The organism is Aulosira sp. FACHB-615, assembly GCF_014698045.1.
Taxonomy (GTDB): Bacteria; Cyanobacteriota; Cyanobacteriia; order Cyanobacteriales; family Nostocaceae; genus Nostoc_B.
In genome coordinates, this window is record NZ_JACJSE010000017.1 from 26,772 (window position 1) to 46,819 (window position 20,048).

Consider the following 20,048-nt stretch of genomic DNA (forward strand, 5'->3'; position numbering starts at 1 on the left):
TCTCCTTCGCGTCTTTTTTATCTTGGCGTGAACAAAATAAAAAAAGGCGAACTAAACAAGGTTCGCCTCAAAAATCATAATTGTATGAACTTATTCACAAAGTAATTATTAAATCTTAGCTTCTTCTCTGACTAACTTATCCCAACCCAAGTCTTTCAAATTATTATTGCGGCGCAGTGGGCGAGTTACTAATTCTAAGATGTCACGGGCATTGCTAAAACCATGAATTTGAGCAAAGGTAAACTCTACTGACCACTTGGTATTGATGCCGCGTGCTTCTAATGGGTTAGCGTGAGCCATTCCAGTAATTACTAAGTCGGGTTTTAACTCATAAATGCGCTGCACTTGGTTGTAATTATCTGGTTTTTCGACAATCTTGGGTAAAGGTACACCCATTTCTTGACAAGCTTGCTCTAACATTGCCAATTCTGCTGCTTGGTAACGCTTATCCATGTAAGGAATGCCAACTTCATGGACTGTCATTCCACAACGTACCAAGAACCGCGCTAAGGAGACTTCTAGCAGGTTATCACCCATGAAGAATACAGACTTGCCACGAATTAGTTTTACGTAGTCTTCTAAGCCTGCCCAGATTTGTGCTTCTCGTTCTTCTAGTCCTTTGGGTGTAATGCCAAACACTGAGCAAATTTTCTCTATCCAGGCGCGAGTTCCATCAGGGCCGATGGGGAAGGGTGCGCCAATTAATTTGCATTTGCGGCGACGCATTAAGGTGGTAGCTGTGCGGCTGAGGAAGGGGTTAACACCTGCAACGTAATATCCTTCTTCTAGCACGGGTAGTTCTGTGAAGCGTTTAGCTGGTAGCCAGCCAGAAACTTTGATGCCTTGTTTCTTTAATTCTAGGGTTAACTGGGTAACAACTGGATCAGGGAGGGAGCCGAAAAGAACTAGAGGTGGATGATCTACGTATTCTGATTCTTCTTGAACTACATCTTCTTTTTTCTTACCAAAGTTGAGCAGTTTTTGAATGGCGTTGCGCTCGTTTTTCTCATTTTCGGTTACGGGCGCTTGGGTAGGACAGCGATGTGCCATTGCCGCTAAAACAGTGTCTTCACCTTGGGTAAAAGCGTAATCTAAACCGTTGGCACGGGCGACAACAATGGGAATGCCTATTTCGCTTTCTAACTTGGGTGCTAAACCTTCCAAGTCCATTTTGATAATTTCTGTGGTGCAAGTGCCAATCCAGACAATTACACTGGGGTTGCGATCGCGTTTTATTTGCTCACACAACCGCTTTAATTCTTCATAGTCATTTAACTGTGCTGAAATATCACCTTCTTCTAACTCTGCCATTGCATAACGGGGTTCAGCAAAAATCATCACCCCCATTGCATTTTGGAGAAAATAGCCACAGGTTTTTGTCCCAATCACCAAGAAGAAGCTATCTTCAATCTTTTGGTACAACCACGCCACGCAGCTAATCGGACAGAAGGTGTGGTAATTCCCAGTTTCGCACTCAAAGTTTAAAGCTTCTGGTTGTTGCGCGACAGTCATTTTGGTTTTCTCCCCTTGTAATTTAAAGGCAGATGAATGTAGGGTCAGCAATAGGAAGAGTTGGGGAGTGAATAAGTAGTGAGAGGATGATCATACCCTACTCTCTACTGCTTACTCCCTACTCCCTACTCTGTACAGCACAGTGAGCAATCCCTAAATTCAACTGAAACAGTAACTATTAACTGTTGGGGAAGAGACGGGCAATTTCTGAGTCATCAAAAACACCAGTTGGTAATTCTTCCCCTAGAAAATCATTATTTTCTTCACCCTTTTGCAATCCGGTTTCATCACCCCAAACATCAGACAAAACATCATTAAAAGCGTTTTCATCTGGTGGGTTTAAGTCGCCGAGAATTTCTTCATCTAGTTTGGTTGCTGATGTGGTGTCACTTTTAAAGGAAACATCGCCAAAATCATCAGTCTCAGGTGCGTTCGTCGAAGACGTTGCCAAAGGCATCGCAGCTTGAGGCTCATGTTTGCCGTTCTGTTCATTAGACAAGGAAACATCATTTAATTCTTGGTTGGGTTCCTTATCCTTTAATTCACTAGCATCTAAACCAAAACCGTTGAGATGAGAAATTGCTAAGGTTTCATCATCAACATTGTCATCTGGCAGCACAATTGTTGACTCTTCTTGGTTTGTCTCTGGTTCAACTGGAGGATTACTCAAGCGATTACCAAGGACAATATCTGGGTCAAAATGCAGTTCCAACACTTCAATTAAGGTGTCAGCATCAGCATTCAATTTGGAAAAGGGCATCATCAACTGCGCTAGTTTTGGTTCTAGCGCGTTCACAACTCCCAGGATGAGGTAAGAAGGTGGTCGCTTGCCGCCATCGGGGGTATACACTGACTCGACTTCCATGTGCAAGGTAATCCAGTCACGGTTAACCTGGAAGAACTGCAACCACTTTTGTCTAATTGAATCTGTAAAGCTACTAAAGAAAGCCATATTTGTCCCTCATCCTGAGAACTTGGTGATTTATACAATCATCAAGTCTAATTCCTCTTCTGAATTAGGAACCTGTGGTTTACGCGGATTTAGATAAAAATCAGACAACAAAGAGAACAATTCGCGATCGGGAGCGTCGTTCGGTACTACTCCCTCTGGTCTTGCCAAAATTTGGTCAGCAATGTTGAGGTAATAGTCGCAAACGTAGTTCAGGGAAGGATCTGACTCTGCCATTTCAAATAATGTCTTACCTTTGACGCGAGAAACGCGGATATCTTCAATTAAAGGTAAAACCTCTAGAACAGGCATGGGGACTGATTCTACATATTTATTAATCAAGTCACGCTTTGATGTCCGATTGCCAATTAAACCAGCTAAACGCAATGGGTGAGTCCGGGCTTTTTCTCTGACGGAAGCGGCAATTCGATTTGCTGCAAATAAAGCATCAAAGCCATTATCAGTAACGATCATGCAGTAATCTGCATAGTTTAAAGGAGCCGCAAAGCCACCACAAACTACGTCACCCAGCACATCAAATAAAATTACATCGTATTCATCAAAGGCGTTGAGTTCTTTCAGTAATTTTACGGTCTCCCCAACTACGTAGCCACCACACCCTGCACCCGCAGGAGGGCCGCCAGCTTCTACGCAGTCAACACCGCCATAGCCTTTGTAAATGACATCTTCTGGCCAAACATCTTCGTAGTGATAATCTTTGGACTGGAGAGTGTCGATAATTGTCGGAATCAAAAATCCAGTCAGGGTAAAGGTGCTGTCGTGTTTCGGGTCGCAACCAATTTGCAGCACTTTTTTGCCCCGTTTGGCTAAAGCGACAGATATGTTACAGCTAGTTGTTGACTTGCCAATACCGCCTTTTCCGTAGACTGCTAGTTTCACTGTTATTTGCCTCTTATAGTTTTTTGTCAAACTTTTGGCTCAAACATTGGCCTTCACCTAGCCGCCGATGGCAATGTGTGAGGTAGTTGAGTGTCATTATTGACGAAATTGCATAGAAAATAAAGGGGGCATAAATCTAAAAAATGAAGCAAAAAGGTTTATGGGCTAATAATAATTTAATTTTGATTTTAAAATCTATAAAAAATCTTTATTAATTCTAAAAAATTGTTTTTTAAATATTTTATTTATTTATTTATATAAAAAAAGTTACAATAGACAAAAATATTCAAACTCCCTTGGGATAAGGTTTTTATTGAATCTTCTCCTTTTAATGCCTAATCGATATGGGCGTAGGGTTGGCAGTGGAGAGGAAAATCCCTAACCCAATGTGATGAGTAGCAATACGAGTTTTTTAGAGCGCAAATTAGCCTTGTTTAGCTACTCAGTAGACTATCTCAAGGCTAATTTTTAACGCTCGATACTGCATTTGTGAAAAATTATAAAATTAAGGCTTTTGACTAAAAAATTTGGTAATTTGAGTACTTATACTCAGTCAATAATGCTAAAATCTGACCCCTTACCCCTCAATAAAATTAGAACCGCTATAAATCGCTTCCATTTCTTGTAATGATTGCCAGCCAGCCAGCCACTGAGAACGGTCTTGTAACAGTTTGGCGTTAATCCAGAAACGAACATTAGGGTCACAGGATGCAACCATTTCCGCATAAACCCACTTACCTTGATTTTTGCGGTTAGCGACTTGAAAGTGTCTCCAACCGTCTACTTTTTTCTGTGCTGTCCACTTAGAGCCTACCAAGTAGGGAAATTTTTGCTTTTTGCTCATTGGTCAATGGTCAAGGGTCAATAGTTAAAATTATGCTGTATTTCCTTCTCTATAAAATTCAGGATTTACCCACAAAGTTGGTCTGTGAAGATTGGGTATGAGGGTTGTGAATAAGTACACTGTTCGGCTGACGCTCACGACGAAACTTCTCAGCCTTCTCAAAACCCTTGGTTTTTGATCTCACTGCGTAAGTCCCACTCAATTGAGAATCAACAAGGTTATTGACTTATTTTTGTTTAAGCTGTAGTTTCATTATTGTACTTAAATACGACATCCCGATAGGTATGCAGTAGTTTAAGCAGATGAGACCAATATTTAAATTTAAGTAAGTCGGTAAAAATAAACGGAACTAGGTAATACAGTGTCAATTTGTCTTAAATTTTGACAGATGATATGGACGTGTTAGCGGCTAGTCAGATGAAAATGCCTAAAGGCGAATTCACAGGTTAGGGCAAATGACGAATTTAACTAGTTAATTTTATTTAGATCCGACCTACTTAGCTTTTTATCAAAAATTCGGTTTTTAGCAATTATTAATATTGTTCTTAATCTGCGTAAGCTTTATGCAGTATGAGCTTGTATAAAGTTTAGTTTGAATTTTAATTTGTTTTTTTGAGCAGTAAATGCAGTAAATACTATTTTGAAACACTTTGGATGTTTTTAATGAAAAGTGCAATTTAGTTATTGCTGCCGAGCCGAAGTCATAGTTTTCAGAATGTTTAAGTCAAGGAAAAGTTTTTTAGGGTTGTGGTTAATTACGGGAGTAGCGATCGCACTCTCACTCATCACGCCTCCAGCCTTTGCCACTAGTTCCAATTCCTGTCCAGCAGAAATGGTGATGATTCCCGGTGGCACATTCACGATGGGATCTGATAATTCCGGTTATCTAGAAGAACTCTCCGCACAAGAAGTCAAAGTTAGTTCCTTTTGTATTGATAGATATGAAGTAACTAACGCCCAATTTGCAGCCTTCGTCAAAGCAACAGGATATGTCACCATTGCCGAGCGTCCTTTACCCAAAGAACAGTTTCCTGATTTGCCAGATGAACAGAGATTACCGGGTTCTCTGGTGTTTGAAATAGCCCAACCAGGCGCAAAGTATTTAAGTTGGTGGCATTGGCAGACTGGGGCGAATTGGCAACATCCTTTTGGAGGGGAAAGTGCCATCACAAATCAAGATAACTATCCAGTCGTGCATATTGCCTACGCAGATGCCCTAGCCTACGCCCAATGGGCAGGTAAATCACTCCCTACAGAAGCGCAATGGGAATATGCGGCTCGTGGTGGTTTAGATAATGCAACTTATACCTGGGGCAACCAGTATTCCGCAAAAAAAGCTAACACCTGGCAAGGCATTTTTCCCTTTTTTAATACTAAAAAAGATGGTTATGTCGGTATTGCACCCGTTGGTTCCTTTTCGCCCAACGGTTATGGTCTGTACGACATGACAGGTAATGTTTGGGAATGGACGAGTGATTGGTTTCAACCGGGACACAACCACAAAACCCACACGCTCAATCCCACAGGCCCGGAAACAAGCTTTGACCCGAATAAACCCACAGAAATTGCTCTACATGTTATCAAAGGTGGGTCTTATTTGTGTGCGCCTAACTATTGCAGTCGCTTCCGTCCGGCGGCGCGAGAATCTCAAGCACCTGATACGGGAACAACTCATATTGGGTTTCGCTTAGTAATGAATTTGACTACAGAAAGGATGCAGAATGAAGTTTAAATCCAAGCATTGGGAATTGTTCAGAGAAATAGCAAAGGCGATCGCTTTATCTTTGCTCATCACTTTGTTGATGGTCAATAGCCCCGCCTTAGCAGCTACATCAGAAGTTTTACCCGTTCCCTTCCCAGAGTTCAAAGGTAAAATTGGCCTTACCTATAAAGAATCACAACCAGACTTTCCCCAACCCATCACCGCCCCAGCTAAAGCCCCCAACGTCTTGCTAGTAATTCTAGATGATGTGGGTTTTGGACAAGCCAGCACCTTTGGCGGCCCGGTGGAGACTCCTAACCTAACGCACCTTGCTGAAAGAGGATTACGCTACAACCAATTTCACACCACAGCTCTGTGTTCGCCTACCAGGGCAGCTTTGTTAACTGGACGCAATCATCATTCAGTAAATACAGGGGTAGTGGAAGAATTAGCTACAGGTTATCCTGGCTACACAACAATTCTGCCTAAGAGTGCTGCTACCGTTGCCGAAATCCTGCGACAAAATGGCTACAACACCGCAGCTTTTGGTAAATGGCATAATACACCAGACTTTGAAACCAGTGCCGCCGGGCCTTTTGATCGCTGGCCTACAGGGTTAGGATTTGAGTATTTTTACGGCTTCCTTGGTGGCGATACTAATCAGTGGAGTCCGGCTTTGGTGGAAAATACCAAACGTGTAGATAAACCCAACAAGCCAGATTATCACCTGACACCTGACTTAGTAGACCATGCGATCGCCTGGATTCGCAACCAACAATCCATCGCGCCAGAAAAACCCTTTTTCGCCTACCTCGCCACCGGAGCCACCCACGCACCCCACCACGCCCCCAAAGAGTGGATTGAAAAGTACAAAGGCAAATTTAACCAAGGCTGGGATAAATTACGGGAAGAAACCTTTGCCCGTCAAAAACAACAGGGTGTAATTCCTGCTAATGCCCAACTTACCCCCCGCCCCCAAGAATTGCCAGCGTGGGATTCCCTCTCCGCCGAACAGCAAAAACTCTATGCCCACATGGCTGAAGTATTTGCTGGATTTTTGGCACATACAGATTATGAAGTCGGCAAATTAATTAATGCCGTTGACCAACTCGGTGAACTAGATAACACCTTAGTTATTTATGTCGTTGGAGATAACGGTGCGAGTGCCGAAGGTGGTTTAACAGGTAGCGTCAACGAACTGCAAGTTTTCAACGGTGTACCCGAAAATCTCCAACAACTACTAGCTGCTTATGATGACTTGGGTAGCCCCAAAACCTTCAACCATTTTCCGGCGGCTTGGGCTTGGGCAGTCAACACACCTTTCCAATGGACAAAGCAAATCGCCTCTCACTTTGGCGGGACTCGCAACCCCTTAGTAATTTCCTGGGGCGAAAAGATTAAAGACCAAGGTAGTATTCGCAGTCAATTCCATCATGTAATTGATATTGCCCCCACCATTTTAGAAGTAGCGGGAATTGCTATCCCCAAAGAAGTTAATGGTGTCAAACAACAAGCGATCGAAGGTACTAGCCTTGCATACACCTTTAACCAACCAGATGTACCCTCCCATCGAGAAACTCAGTATTTCGAGATGCTTGGCAACCGAGCAATTTACCACGAAGGTTGGGTAGCAGCCGCACGTCACGGTCGCTTACCTTGGGAACGCACGGTAAAAGGCAGCTTTGAGACAGATGAGTGGGAACTGTACAACATTGCAGAAGATTTCAGCGAAGCGAAGAATCTAGCCAAGCAAAACCCCCAGAAGCTAGAAAAACTGCAAAAGTTGTTTTTAAAAGAAGCCCGCAAACATCAAGTATTACCGTTAGACGATCGCATCGCCGAAAGATTTGATGTGAAAATTCGCCCCAGCCTCACCAAAGGACGCACAACTTTCACTTACTATCCTGGTACAGTCGGCATCCCCGAAGGTAGCGCCCCCAATCTCAAAAATCGCTCCTTCAACATCACAGCTAACGTAGAAATTCCTGAAAACGGTGCAGAAGGTGTGCTTTTAACCCAAGGTGGACGCTTTGCTGGTTGGAGTTTCTTCCTAGAAGATGGTAAGCCCACATATATCTACAACTACGCCAATACTGCCCGTTACATCATCCAAGCCCCAGAAAAGTTACCTCCTGGTAAATCTACACTGCGGTTCAACTTTGATTATGACGGTGGTGTAGGTGCAGGCGGCATCGGCAAACTCTTCATCAATGACCAACAGGTAGCCGAAGGACGGATAGAAAAAACCATCGCTTACCGTTTAGCCCTAGACGAAACCTTTGATATTGGCAGAGATACAGGTACTCCAGTTGTAGATAGTTATCAAGTACCCTTTGCTTTTACTGGTAACTTACAACAAGTCAGTTTGGAGTTGAAGTAATAGAGAGTGGGAGTAGGGAATGGGGAGTGGGGAGTAGTGGTTCGGCTACGCTCAGTACAAGTTCGCTCACTAACTGTGATTGGGGAATGGGCTTTAATACAACTCGAATCTTTGTCTTCTTTTGCTGTTTCCTGTTCCCTATATCCCTAAATATTTTATTCTGCACGATGAATTAAATCATGAATGAACTATTAGTATTAACTGACAAGCTTGCTCTGTTCACATTCATTGTTTGCACTATGTTGGGTGCAGGTTTAAGTTTAACGCTACAACAAATTTGGGAACCTCTTCGCAGCCCTAGGCTTGTCGTTTCATCTCTATTGGCGAATTTTATTTTAGTCCCACTTTTTATCTATTTGCTAGTACAAATAGTACCTCTAAGTGAACCGCTAAAAGATGGTTTACTAGTGATGGCAGTAGCATCAGGGCCGCCAGCTTTGCCGAAACTAGCTCAAATAGTTAAGGGTAATATCGCCTTTTCTGTAGGATTAATGATGCTGTTGATGCTTGGCACTATTTTTTATATGCCGATTGTACTGCCCTTGGTGGTGCAAGGTGTAGAAATTAACTCTTGGGATATTGGCAAACCCTTGTTATTGCTGATGGTTAGCCCATTAGTAATTGGATTATTGATCAAAGCTAAATTTAGTGCGATCGCTCCCATTATCCAGCCAATTTTTTTCAAGTTATCTAGTGCTGGATTACTTTTAGGTCTGGTAGTCAGACTATTTATTCATACTAACGATATCATCACATTATTAAAAACAGGTGCAATCTTTGTTTGTGCGGTCTTTATTATTTTCTCCTTTAGCGTTGGTTATCTTTTAGGCGGCCCTGGAATTGATACCCAACGTGTGCTAGGTGTGGGAACTGCCCAACGCAATTTTGCCGCAGCATTATTAGTGGGTACGAGTAATTTTTCCGACCCTAATGTAGTGAGCATTATTATGGTGACGAGTCTATTAATGATGGTGATAGTTATTATTATGGGGCCAAAGTTTATCGAACTAGACCAAGTAACAAATGCAGAAATCAAACAGGTAGAGGTTTGATTTTAGGATGAGTGATGAGTAATAAGTAATGAGTATTTACTTATTACCCATTACTTATTACTTAAAGAATGCGAAAATAACTTTTCCACTGCAAATTTTACTCAGTCGGGAAAGGATTGGGCATGAATTTTTCACCTCTGAAAAGCTACAAAATCAGCAGCCTCACCCAATACCCTAGCTTTGTGCATTAATCCAGGTTATTTGTGAATGACAACAGGTGTTCCGACGGATGCCCAATTAAATAACCATTTAGCATGGTTCGGCGCGACATTAATGCAACCATGACTTACAGGTGTACCAAATTTTTTATGCCAGTAAGCTCCGTGAATTCCGTAATTGCCTTGGTAAAACATTGCATAGGGAACGTTGGGAACGTCATAATCTCTGCCGCGCATTCGGGTTGATTTATGTTTAGACTGAATTGTAAAGCTGCCAGTACGTGTGGGAGTGGACTTTTTGCCTGTGGAAATAGTAACTGCGTAAACAGCTTTTCCGCCTTCCCAGGCTGTTAATCTTTGAGTTGCAAGATTAACCTGTATCCAACGTTGGTCGGATTTTTGTAAGGTTTGGATGTTTTGTTTAATTGTCTCGTTTTTGGAACTGGCTGTGACTGTATTTGTGCAAACACCAATCACACTCAAACATACTGCTGCACCAATCACTAATTTTTTGAAGTGGTGCATCGGGTGAGAATCAATCAGACTTTTCATGATGTATGCACTTTTACAAGGTAGTCTTAAGAATTTCTTCCTTTTTACTTTGTAGCCTAAAAAATCAGTAGATGTGTATTTTGCTACGCTAAATTCTGCATCAGGTTGCTGGCAGATTGAGCGATCGCTTGCCAATTTTCTGCTGCTACCAACTGTTTTGGAAATAATTCACTACTTAAGCCCACAGCAACAGCCCCAGCTTGGATAAATTCGGAAGCATTTTCTAGGCTGACTCCACCTGTAGGAATTAAAGGAATATGACCCAAGGGAGCCTGTAAACTTTTGATATAACTGGCTCCGCCTACTGCTTGCACAGGAAAAACTTTCACACAACTAGCACCGTGATGCCAAGCTGTGACAATTTCTGTAGGAGTCAGCGCCCCTGGAATGATTGGCACATCTTTAGCGACTGCGGTGTGAATCATTTCAATATCAATATGGGGTGAAAATAAGAATTGCGCCCCAGCCGCGATCGCATCTTGTAACTGCTGCACGTTGAACAATGTACCTGTCCCAATTAGACAATCTGGTAATTTCATCCGTAATTTAGCGATCAATTCTGCGGCGCGATCGCTAGTCCAGGTAATCTCAATTAGCTGCATTCCTCCAGATGCTACCGCCATCGCCATTTTTTCTCCTATTTCGATTTTGGGCGCACGGATAACTGCGATCGCTCTGTTTTTTCGCAACTGTGATAACCAAACTTGATTAGACATTCTCGCTGGGACAAACAAGGCTTGAAAATATGTACTACCAGCGTGACACATTCTAGAGGCACAGGGAGTGTTGGGAGAGAGGGGAGAGAGGGGAGTGTGGGGAGTGTGGGGGGAAAGATTTCTTCACCATCCTCCCACACTTCCCACACCTCCCACACCCCTGGATTTCTCTCACAAGAGAGAAATCCAGGTTTCCTACTCCCCCCTCCCCAGCTACGAAAAAAGGACTGGATAAACCAGCCCTTTTTTGTAATTATTTAATTTGTTTATTTTAATAACGGGATTGTTTGTTTTTGAGTTTTTGTTTTTTACGCCGTTTTTCAGAAGTGGCAACTGCCATATCTACCGGATAACCAACAACAGGAATTACTTGATATTTGCGCTCATCTTCTAAGTTTCTCAGTTCTGTGTAATCTACCCAATGGATACAATCAACCGGACAAGTGTCAATTGCTTCTTGGATGACTTCTTCCGCGTCCCCGTCTTGGCGAATTACGCGCGATCGCCCGTAATCTGGTTCAATGTAAAAAGTATTTCGCGCAACATGAGCGCAGTGTTTACAACCAATACAGGTGATTTCGTCAACATAAACACCCTTTTGGCGTAACACTCCACCCAACTCCGGCTCTAAACCAGAACGTTCTGGGTTATCCCGCAAAAAACCCCCTAATTCTGGTTCCAAACCGGAACGATTATCTTCCTGTTCCTCCGGCGAAGGCAGAAAATCAGCCATTACGCACTCCAGCGTTGTACTACTAAGCGAATAGAACCGTCTGCATTTTTTTGTTGTTCAGCAACTTGAAAACCAGCCAATGCAGTTTCCTTAACCACTGTTTGGTAAGCATAACGTTGGGTGACTTGGCGCAAGAAACCATCTACAGACAGATTTTGTTGCCAGTACTGCAAGTCAGCTACTAATTCGTATTCTTTGCCATTCCATCTAAAGCCGATGTCATAGCCATTTTCCTGCTCAATGGTGACTTCCGCAGGATGGGTTTGACCGCGATAGCCACGTACCTCGCGGGGGCCTGGTTTCCAGTCGATGCCCAAATCGGTTAGCGCATCTTTTAAAGAATCAAGGTTACGGATTTGAGTCTTAATTTGGCTAAAGTGTGACATGGTGGTTGTAAATCAACGACAATAAACTGTTAGAAAACTTACCATTCGCTGTAAGTAGCTTGCGTATTCGCCTGATTCGATTGGTGTAACTGATTGGCGAAATATTCTGAGGTTGGCTCTTGATTAAGTACTTGCCCCAGCTGTGCTTCTATTGCCTCTGTTACTTCAGCACAAGAAGCACCCACAATGCCAGTGACTTTCTCTTGTACCCGACCGTCTGGATAAATTATGAATTCTAATGTCTCCATGCTTTTGGCCAACCACGATAGTAAGCTTGGACTGTACCCCCTAGCACAATGCTAAGAATCCTGTCCAGGGAACATTGTTACTTAGACACAAACTTGCCATTTTTTAACTAATGTTCCATCTCTCAATATAAATATCTCAGAAAATTTACAAAAGTTATTATTTTAATAAGTCATTACATCTGTCATTAGTTAGTCTCTCTTAACCTTCTAGAATAGTCAAGTTTAAAATTAAGTTAGTTAATTCAGGGATAAAAGCCTGTCAAACCAACACTCTTCGGTAGTATAGCTAGATCAGTCAGTCACAAAACTATGCAATTTATTGAAAAAGTTTATCATTATGATTAGATAAACCCTATTCTTCCTGTAGGGTGATATGGCAGGTAAGGGACTTCTAATTAAAATAGGACTTACGCAAAAAACGAAAAAGTAGGGTTTTAGAACAGGGTGCGGGGGTATGAGGGTGTAAGGGTGTAAGTATTCAAAACCCCTTACGCCCCATACCCTTTCACCCCCGCACCCAATCCCTACAGACAATTTTGGTGCGTAAGTCCTGTAAAAAATAACCGCTCTTTCCTACTCCCCACTCCCCACTTTCTACTCCTAACCGGTAAAGATAATTTCAAAAATCAAACCTAATTACTATATTTATGGCAATTGCTTCTCTTACCGATTCTCTAGTTCCTAACCCTGTACCAAAATCGGCAATCATTCGTTTAGAAAATATCTTTAAAACCTACGGTAGTGGCGAAACTGAAGTCAAAGCACTGAACAATGTCAACTTGACCATCAACGAGGGCGAGTATTGTTCAATTATGGGGCCTTCTGGTTCAGGTAAATCCACAGCCATGAATATTATCGGCTGTTTAGACCGCCCCACAGACGGACATTACTATTTAGATAACGTTGATGTTGCCCAAATGGATGATAAAGCTTTGGCACATATCCGCAACAAAAAATTGGGGTTTGTCTTTCAACAATTCCATCTATTACCCCAACTGACAGCCTTAGAAAACGTGATGTTGCCAATGGCTTATGCTAATGTTAACCCCACAGAAAGACGCGATCGCGCCGTTGTCGCCTTAACCAGAGTTGGTTTAGAAAAGCGCCTAAACAACAAACCAAATCAACTCTCAGGGGGACAACAACAAAGAGTAGCGATCGCTCGTGCTATTGTCAACCGTCCCGTCGTTCTCCTCGCCGATGAACCCACAGGCGCACTTGACTCTCGCACCACCCAAGAGGTACTAGACATTTTCACCGAATTAAACGCCAGTGGGATCACCGTAGTCATGGTAACTCACGAACCAGATGTCGCCCGACAAACTCAGCGCATTGTTTGGTTCCGCGATGGTGAAATCATACACTCTCATCTCACACCCAATGATTTGACTCACTTGGCTGGTTAGAGGTTAGAGGCTAGAGGTTAGAGGCTAGAGGTTAGTACAACAAGGCAAAAGTAAAAAGGCAAAAGGAAAAAGAAAGAATAACGATACCACAAGCCTTTTAGCAATTTTTTATGGTCTGTTTATTTACGCCGACCTGTACTAGAGGTTAGAGGCTAGAGGTTAGAGGCTAGGAAAGGTATTAATTTTGAGATATTGAAGTTACGCCACTACAGGCTTTTTATCTAACCTCTAGTCCCCAGATCCTAGCCTCCCCTCTACATACATTATTTCGCATTGTTCTTTTTATCTAGCCTCTAGTAGTCTGCCAAGAGAACTTTGTGTGGTGGCTGGCAGAGGGGCAGGGTAGAGAGTACCTTCATTCCCCCCTGCTCCCCTGCTCCCTTACAGGGTCTACACAGCAATATTGGGTTGGTGGACTACTAGCCCCTAGCCCCTAGCCTCTTTACAGACTGGAAGTTTTACCAGTTTCTGCTTGTGTTTCAATGGGTTGGACATCACTGTAGCCCATTTCACCCGCTATGGTTCTAAAAACTGACATTTGTGCTTCAAAATCTAATCCTTCAATTTGAGACAGCAAATCATTAATTGCATTACCAGTTTCGTAATCATCAGGAAAATCAACTACTGTATCACCCATTGCTACTGCCCAAACATACCAAACTAATAATTGATTATTTTCTTTTAATGCACCATAGGCGCGGGAATATTCGGTGTCTTTGCGGTTAACTATATCCCGCATTACATTTAATTGTGCTTCCTCAGAAAGTTGTAAATAATCATTTAATAAAAGCGGTGCTAATTCTGGTTCAGCAGCAGCCGGAGCCGCAGGAGTAATAGAGTCACCCATGTTTTCATAAACCAGATAAAACCATGCTAATTTAGCATCAGTATCTAACTTATTAAAAGCTTTTACCACACTTTGGGTTGCGTTGCTTAATGCTTGAGTAGCGTTATTTTCGTAATTTGCAGTCATGATTTATCACCAGGAAATTAACATATCAAACTAAGAGTTAACAAGGTTTTGTAATTACAATCTCCCTCCCAGAGAAAGACTTATTTTAATAGAGGATTAAAACTTATCTCTGTCTTGTAATAGAGGTAATAATCTCTCTCTAGGTGGCAGTAATTCATAAATTTACCTTGATACAATCGCCCCAGAATTTAATCAAATTACACAAGGTGTTAAATTATGGCTGATACAATAAAACCCAATCCTAATGAAGCTACTACCCATGATGCACAATTAACAGCCGAAAATATGGCTAGTGGCGAGGAAAAATTACAAAAAGTCGATTTTGATGCTGATTACGCAGCCGCACAGCAGTTTAGCATCAGTGAAATAGATCGCACTCCCGAAGGAGAAGCCGCCGCCCAAGCTGCAACTGCACCTAAATTAGAAATTCCCGAAGCTGAAGATAGAACCACTGAAGCACAGCCTACAGGGAACCCCGATGATTATTTAGAATTAGCTAAAGAAGTTGGGCGTTCTGATAATGAAGGCGTATCTAATGTTAGTGATGATTTAGTCAAACAAGCTATAGAAAAAGGTCAACCTAAAAAATAGCCATCTAAGGTATGAAGTATGAAGTATGAAGTGTGAAGTATGAATTGTTCTACTTTATCTTTCATACTTCATTTTTAATTTCATAGCCTTAGCCTCATAGATGAGGAAAGTATTGATTGCTGGAAGCATTGGGATTAATAGGTTTATACTTAGACATCTGCTAGATCACACAGGAAAATTAACAACAATTTTGAATAACATCTAGCAGTTCGCTAGGATGATTGATTAAAAAGTCAGGTTTTTGCTTTAATAAGACTTCTGGAGAGTTAAACCCCCAAGTGACAGCCACTACCTTAATATTGGCTTTTTTGGATGCTTCGATATCTCTAGTTTCATCACCAACGTAAATTACAGCTTGAGTTGAGAGTTGTTTTTGCTTTAATAAATTATTGATGATGGTTGTTTTGCCAAAAATTGTGACTCCAGAATAAATGAAATCAAATAGGTTATCTAATTCGTGGTTATTCAGAAAAGCTGTAACATTTTCTTTAGAGTTAGATGTGATAATTCCTAACTGATAACCATGATCTTTCAGTTCTGTGAGTGCTTCTTTAATTCCAGGAATTGGCTGAAATTCGTGAATTTTATTCTTGAGTTCTGATTTAACTTTTCTGAGGAGAAACGGAATCTTTAGGAGAGATACGCCTGAGTATTTAATAATTTCTCTAGAAGTTAAATTTCTCAAATGAGCGAGTTGTTCAGGAGTGATTTGTTTATAACCAAATTCTGTCGCTAAACGATTGGCAATACCAACAAGAGCATCTACTGTATCTGCAATTGTGCCATCAAAATCAAAAACGATTACTTTCTGAGTCATTATTTTGCCTAGATGCGTCAAGATTAGCACGGGCATTCCGTCTTAACATTTCTGGCTTAATCCGCCGCAACGCTGATGCCGGAAATTGTTGATCCCACTCCTCATCTGAGATTTTTGCTAATTCTATCAGCTTGGGCGCGATATTCCCAGGATAAGGTTGAAAATCTGCCACGTCGGTTGTCTGGGCAAATCGCTGATTCCAAGGACAAACATCTTGGCAAATATCACAACCTGCAACCCAGCCTTGCAAGTGTGGTGCGATCGCCTCTGGTAATTTTTCCCCCCGATTTTCTATTGTATGATACGCAATACAGCGATTAGCATCTACTACAAATGGTTGCGTAATTGCACCAGTGGGACAAGCTGTTAAACAACGAGTACAGCTACCGCAATGTTGTGTATGGGGGCGATCGCATTCTAGTTCTAAGTTGGTCACAATTTCCCCCAAAAATACCCAAGAGCCATACTCTCTGGTAATCACATTCCCATTTTTAGCAATCCAGCCAATTCCTGCTTTTTGCGCCCAGACTTTATCCTGCACAGGGCCAGTATCTGCATAGTACCTGGCTTTTACACCTTCACCCAGAGATTCTAACCAGCTATTTAGCTGCTTGAGTTTCTTGTGCATTACTTTGTGATAGTCTCGTCCCCAACCGTAGCGAGATATTTTGGCGTATTCTTCACCTTCGGGGCGTTGATGTGGAGTGTAATAATTCAGTGCCACACACACAAGCGATCGCGCTTCTGACATCACTAAACGAATATCTTGCCGCTTGGGATTATCCATCCACTCCATATCAGCGTGATAACCCAGTGCTATCCATGCTTGCAGTCTTTGAACTTCTGTATGATCTACCCCTTCTACAGCAGCAATTCCCACTTTGTGGAAGCCTAATTCTACAGCTTTTTCTTTGACTGCTTGGCTAGTTACAGAATTTTGATTCATGTGTTTGAGCTAAACTCTGCTCAAATTTTGGTTGTTTAATTATACACTCTACTGTCAAATCTGCCATAGAAAATTTGCCAGCCCACCTATTTGTAAATTTTATTTGCGGTTTGTAAATAAATGATGCAACATGGAAATGTCAGAGGCAAAGCCACAAAAAATACTGCAAACCTCTGACTAGATTCTCAGCACACTTAACTAATCAACTGTGGTGCCATCATGACATTCACTTCTGATTCAGCTTCAACCCGCTTCTCCAATGCTGTTAACTACAGCATCCAGGCTGTTGATGCCGTGACTTCCACCATTACCGTATTTCAAAACCTAAGTGTGGATGACCAACTAGCAGTGCTGTGGTATGCTTACACAGAAATGGGACGTTCTATTACACCAGCAGCTACAGGTGCAGCTCGTTTACAGTTAGCTGAAGGTCTACTGAATCAAATCAAGCAGATTTCCCACACAGAGCAACTAAACTTTATGCGTGACTTGGTTGCCAAGAAAAATACTGCCCTCACTCGCTCTTATGGTATTTTGAGCAATAACACCAAGTTAGCTTTTTGGTATGAATTGTCAGAGTTAATGGTCAAGGGTTTTGTTGTACCAGTACCAAGCGACTACAAGCTTTCTCGTGATGGTGGACAAGTATTAGAAGCAATCAAAGAATTAGATTTTGGTCAACAAATTACTGTTCTTCGCAAAGTAGTTACTGAAATGGGTGTTGACCCTTTAGCTGACTAATCTGTGATATCCTCCCAACCTCAATGATTTGCCAAACACTGTTCCCAGATTTTTATCTGGGAACAAATTCTTTCTTGAGGAATAGTGCAAGTTAACAATCTACTTCAAAAGCAGCTTTTTTTATTTTTACTTTTATATTCAAATTAATTTTTAGTTAGCTTAATACTACTAATTTTATGAAAACTGCTGAATCTATAAGTGCAATTCAAATTGCAGGAATTACAGAACCTTGCATCTTAGATTATTTTGCCAGTCTCAATGCGGGTCAATTTCAACAAACAGCCGCACTGTTTTCTGAAGATGGTGTGATGTATCCGCCTTTTGAGTCTGGTATTGTGGGGAAAGATGCGATCGCAGCTTATTTACAACAAGAAGCCCAAGGACTTCAAGCCTATCCCCGTGAAGGAATTATTGAAAATATAGAAAATAACCACATCCAAGTTCAAGTAACAGGTAAAGCTCAAACCTCTTGGTGTGGTGTAAATGTTATCTGGCTATTTATCTTGAACCAACAACGGCAAATTACTTATACCAAAATCAAACTCTTAGCTTCTCCCCAAGAATTATTAGCGTTACAGCCACAAAATAGGGGTTAGAGTTTAGAGGCTAGTGGCTAGAAAACAAGTTTTTCTGATTTAGTTCTTATTTCAAAACTTATCAGTGCAGCGTCAAAAATACTAACCTCTAATCCCTAGCCATTAGACCCTAACTCTTAGTAGCCACTGCTAACTGCAAAGAGCGCATTAACAATTTTCTACCCAATTCAACATCTGCTGGAGCGCATATCCAATCAGGATGCGCTGTCATAAGCAGGCTATCTAAAGTTTCTTGATCAAACAAGTGCCAAACAGGAACATTATTAACTTCCATTTCGATCGCATAGCAATTCAGGCTAACACAGTAAATCTTACAAGCTTCAGCCATTCTGACCAAAGTCATTTTCTCTCCTGGTTGTAAAGCACGAAATTGGCGGATAGCCTGTTTAAAATCGCTGATGGAATCAACCACTAACCCAGGAATAGCTATGGTTAAACTTTTGTCTCCGTTGACTGCAATCCAATATTGGCGGCTGGGATCAATCCCTTCTAACCAAGGAAACTCATCATCAAGACGGTAACGGGGAGACAAACAAAATAAAGCTTCCATAGGCGGAATCACGACTTTAATTGTAATTCAGGGGTAATTTTTCACGCTGATTGTTACCAAATAATTAATTTGGTAACTCTATTTTTTACAGTATTTGATAAGTAGCCCCTATAAATCAAATAAATTTAGTAAAAGTTAGCATTTTGCTTAACTTTTCTTAATATCTCCCTACCGCCTATGGAACTCATATTTGATTTCTGAAAAAAATCAGTACGCTCTTTCCTACTCCCTACTCCTAGTTTGTGAGCTACGGTGTACACACAAGTTTGCCCAGAGAGAGTTTCCGTGTACACCGTAAGGAGGGGATAATTATCTAGACTGATTCTTGTCGCTACCAATATTATCAGTAGTAGAAGAATTGGTATTTGATGAGCCGTTGGGTTGATCTGAGCTTTGAGGTATGACAGTTTTAGATGTATTCGTTTGACTCCCATCGGCCGAGTTGTTAGTACTATCTTGGCGAGGGGTAGTTTGTGTTTCTGAATTGGACGGCTGTTGAGATGGAACGGTGATATTAATGTCTGGTTGAGCAGGTATATTGACTGGTGGCACTTGCTGTTGAGGAACTACAATAGGTACTTCTCTGGTTCTTTCAATAATTGTGGTTTGTTGTGGTTGGGGAGATGGAAGCCCACTGTTAGGTGAAGGGGTTACGACTGGTTGAGTTTCGTTAATTACTGTTTCTCTGGGTTGATTAAAGTACCAAAATGCACCAACAATTAAGCCAGCTAAAGATGTGAGCAAAATTCCTAATAGCAAACCACGAGAGGCATTTTCATTGTCACGAGCGGCTAAATTAGCTTGTTGGTAATTACGCTCAATTTCTCGACCATTGGCGTAACCATTACTGTAAGAACTCACATTGTTGTTAACACTTTCACTGGTGCGGGTCACGTTGGTGTGAGTGTTACCATAATTATCGGTGTAAGATTGTTGTTTAGTTTCGCTGTTATAAGTTTCACGATCGCCTGAATTTGTCATAATATTAATTACACTCCTAAAATATTGGTTGACAAAGCTAAACCTTTGCTAAAAAAGCAATTGCCATAATAATTTACAAAGAACTTCCAAAAGTTTAGTTCTTTTTTTTACTTGGCTTTTAATGATATTCAGCATACATTCTGCAATTACATCGACGGTTCTATCTAGAGTCGGGAGTTAATCATCTGCCAAAAGAATGAGTCTGGGGTGGATACGGCAACTGATTGAAAGAAGTAATGAGTAATGAGTCAAAAACTTACTTATTACTCACTACTTAATACCCATTACTCATTACCTGTTACTTCAAAATGGTCA

General features: G+C 41.5%; 22 protein-coding genes. 8 read left to right on the forward strand and 14 right to left on the reverse strand.

The window, feature by feature from the left end; all coding sequences use genetic code 11:
• Positions 1-108: 108 nt before the first annotated feature.
• The 4 genes from H6G77_RS22880 to H6G77_RS22895 all read right to left on the reverse strand — a co-directional run bounded on the left by H6G77_RS22880 (position 109) and on the right by H6G77_RS22895 (position 4,205).
• The gene (locus tag H6G77_RS22880; protein ID WP_190872814.1) at positions 109-1,512 is read right to left on the reverse strand and encodes a ferredoxin:protochlorophyllide reductase (ATP-dependent) subunit N; all 1,404 of its coding nucleotides are present in this window, start codon (positions 1,510-1,512) and stop codon (positions 109-111) included.
• Positions 1,513-1,690: 178 nt separating this feature from the next.
• Positions 1,691-2,464, reverse strand: coding sequence for a DUF5331 domain-containing protein (locus tag H6G77_RS22885; protein WP_190872815.1), 774 nt, complete (start codon positions 2,462-2,464; stop codon positions 1,691-1,693).
• Between the two features lie 30 nt (positions 2,465-2,494).
• Entirely contained in the window at positions 2,495-3,361 is an 867-nt protein-coding gene (bchL, locus tag H6G77_RS22890) for a ferredoxin:protochlorophyllide reductase (ATP-dependent) iron-sulfur ATP-binding protein (protein WP_062295146.1), read from the reverse strand.
• A 577-nt stretch (positions 3,362-3,938) separates the two neighbouring features.
• Entirely contained in the window at positions 3,939-4,205 is a 267-nt protein-coding gene (locus H6G77_RS22895) for a TIGR02450 family Trp-rich protein (protein WP_190872816.1), read from the reverse strand.
• A gap of 715 nt (positions 4,206-4,920) precedes the next feature.
• On the opposite strand from H6G77_RS22895, the gene H6G77_RS22900 reads away from it, so the two are divergent.
• The 4 genes from H6G77_RS22900 (at position 4,921) to H6G77_RS35480 (ending at position 9,517) form a co-directional block, all read left to right on the forward strand.
• Complete coding sequence (locus H6G77_RS22900; RefSeq protein WP_190872817.1) at positions 4,921-5,937, forward strand: formylglycine-generating enzyme family protein; 1,017 nt, start codon at positions 4,921-4,923, stop codon at positions 5,935-5,937.
• On the forward strand, positions 5,927-8,287 hold the full coding sequence (locus tag H6G77_RS22905; RefSeq protein ID WP_190872818.1) for a sulfatase-like hydrolase/transferase: 2,361 nt from the start codon (positions 5,927-5,929) through the stop codon (positions 8,285-8,287). Before H6G77_RS22900 ends, H6G77_RS22905 begins: the two co-directional genes overlap by 11 nt.
• Before the next feature lie 179 nt (positions 8,288-8,466).
• Positions 8,467-9,339, forward strand: coding sequence for a bile acid:sodium symporter family protein (locus H6G77_RS22910; protein ID WP_190872819.1), 873 nt, complete (start codon positions 8,467-8,469; stop codon positions 9,337-9,339).
• A 28-nt stretch (positions 9,340-9,367) separates the two neighbouring features.
• Complete coding sequence (locus H6G77_RS35480) at positions 9,368-9,517, forward strand: hypothetical protein (RefSeq protein WP_206758060.1); 150 nt, start codon at positions 9,368-9,370, stop codon at positions 9,515-9,517.
• A 19-nt stretch (positions 9,518-9,536) separates the two neighbouring features.
• Here the strand turns inward: H6G77_RS35480 and H6G77_RS22915 are convergent, their stop codons facing one another.
• From H6G77_RS22915 to H6G77_RS22935, 5 genes are all read right to left on the reverse strand, one after another.
• Positions 9,537-10,049 (reverse strand): L,D-transpeptidase, encoded by a 513-nt coding sequence (locus H6G77_RS22915; RefSeq protein ID WP_190591529.1) that lies wholly within the window; start codon positions 10,047-10,049, stop codon positions 9,537-9,539.
• Between the two features lie 83 nt (positions 10,050-10,132).
• Positions 10,133-10,765, reverse strand: coding sequence for a bifunctional 4-hydroxy-2-oxoglutarate aldolase/2-dehydro-3-deoxy-phosphogluconate aldolase (locus tag H6G77_RS22920; protein WP_190872820.1), 633 nt, complete (start codon positions 10,763-10,765; stop codon positions 10,133-10,135).
• A 271-nt stretch (positions 10,766-11,036) separates the two neighbouring features.
• On the reverse strand, positions 11,037-11,498 hold the full coding sequence (locus tag H6G77_RS22925) for a ferredoxin (RefSeq protein WP_190872821.1): 462 nt from the start codon (positions 11,496-11,498) through the stop codon (positions 11,037-11,039).
• The gene (locus H6G77_RS22930) at positions 11,498-11,884 is read right to left on the reverse strand and encodes a DUF1257 domain-containing protein (RefSeq protein ID WP_190591532.1); all 387 of its coding nucleotides are present in this window, start codon (positions 11,882-11,884) and stop codon (positions 11,498-11,500) included. The genes H6G77_RS22925 and H6G77_RS22930 overlap by 1 nt, the downstream gene beginning before the upstream one ends.
• A gap of 38 nt (positions 11,885-11,922) precedes the next feature.
• Entirely contained in the window at positions 11,923-12,132 is a 210-nt protein-coding gene (locus H6G77_RS22935; RefSeq protein WP_190591533.1) for a DUF2997 domain-containing protein, read from the reverse strand.
• A 647-nt stretch (positions 12,133-12,779) separates the two neighbouring features.
• Between H6G77_RS22935 and H6G77_RS22940 the strand changes: the two genes are divergently transcribed.
• On the forward strand, positions 12,780-13,538 hold the full coding sequence (locus H6G77_RS22940) for an ABC transporter ATP-binding protein (protein ID WP_199331612.1): 759 nt from the start codon (positions 12,780-12,782) through the stop codon (positions 13,536-13,538).
• Positions 13,539-13,980: 442 nt separating this feature from the next.
• On the opposite strand, the gene H6G77_RS22945 is transcribed toward H6G77_RS22940, so the two are convergent.
• The gene (locus H6G77_RS22945) at positions 13,981-14,511 is read right to left on the reverse strand and encodes an orange carotenoid protein N-terminal domain-containing protein (protein WP_190591534.1); all 531 of its coding nucleotides are present in this window, start codon (positions 14,509-14,511) and stop codon (positions 13,981-13,983) included.
• A gap of 216 nt (positions 14,512-14,727) precedes the next feature.
• Here H6G77_RS22945 and H6G77_RS22950 point away from each other — a divergent pair, with 216 nt between their 5' ends.
• Positions 14,728-15,102, forward strand: a complete 375-nt coding sequence (locus tag H6G77_RS22950) for a hypothetical protein (RefSeq protein ID WP_190591535.1) — start codon at positions 14,728-14,730, stop codon at positions 15,100-15,102.
• A 178-nt stretch (positions 15,103-15,280) separates the two neighbouring features.
• Here the strand turns inward: H6G77_RS22950 and H6G77_RS22955 are convergent, their stop codons facing one another.
• Together H6G77_RS22955 and queG are read right to left on the reverse strand one after the other, a co-directional pair.
• Positions 15,281-15,919 (reverse strand): HAD-IA family hydrolase, encoded by a 639-nt coding sequence (locus tag H6G77_RS22955; protein WP_190591536.1) that lies wholly within the window; start codon positions 15,917-15,919, stop codon positions 15,281-15,283.
• Positions 15,894-16,865, reverse strand: a complete 972-nt coding sequence (queG, locus tag H6G77_RS22960; protein ID WP_190591537.1) for a tRNA epoxyqueuosine(34) reductase QueG — start codon at positions 16,863-16,865, stop codon at positions 15,894-15,896. Before queG ends, H6G77_RS22955 begins: the two co-directional genes overlap by 26 nt.
• A 219-nt stretch (positions 16,866-17,084) precedes the next feature.
• Between queG and H6G77_RS22965 the strand changes: the two genes are divergently transcribed.
• A complete protein-coding gene (locus H6G77_RS22965; protein ID WP_190591538.1) occupies positions 17,085-17,606 on the forward strand; it encodes an orange carotenoid protein N-terminal domain-containing protein in 522 nt (173 codons plus the stop codon).
• Between the two features lie 176 nt (positions 17,607-17,782).
• Complete coding sequence (locus H6G77_RS22970; protein ID WP_190591539.1) at positions 17,783-18,202, forward strand: nuclear transport factor 2 family protein; 420 nt, start codon at positions 17,783-17,785, stop codon at positions 18,200-18,202.
• 109 nt (positions 18,203-18,311) lie between these two features.
• On the opposite strand, the gene H6G77_RS22975 is transcribed toward H6G77_RS22970, so the two are convergent.
• Positions 18,312-18,752: a hypothetical protein gene (locus tag H6G77_RS22975; protein WP_190591540.1), complete on the reverse strand. Its 441-nt coding sequence runs from the start codon at positions 18,750-18,752 to the stop codon at positions 18,312-18,314.
• A gap of 309 nt (positions 18,753-19,061) precedes the next feature.
• The gene (locus H6G77_RS22980) at positions 19,062-19,733 is read right to left on the reverse strand and encodes a hypothetical protein (RefSeq protein ID WP_190676717.1); all 672 of its coding nucleotides are present in this window, start codon (positions 19,731-19,733) and stop codon (positions 19,062-19,064) included.
• Positions 19,734-20,048: the final 315 nt, after the last annotated feature.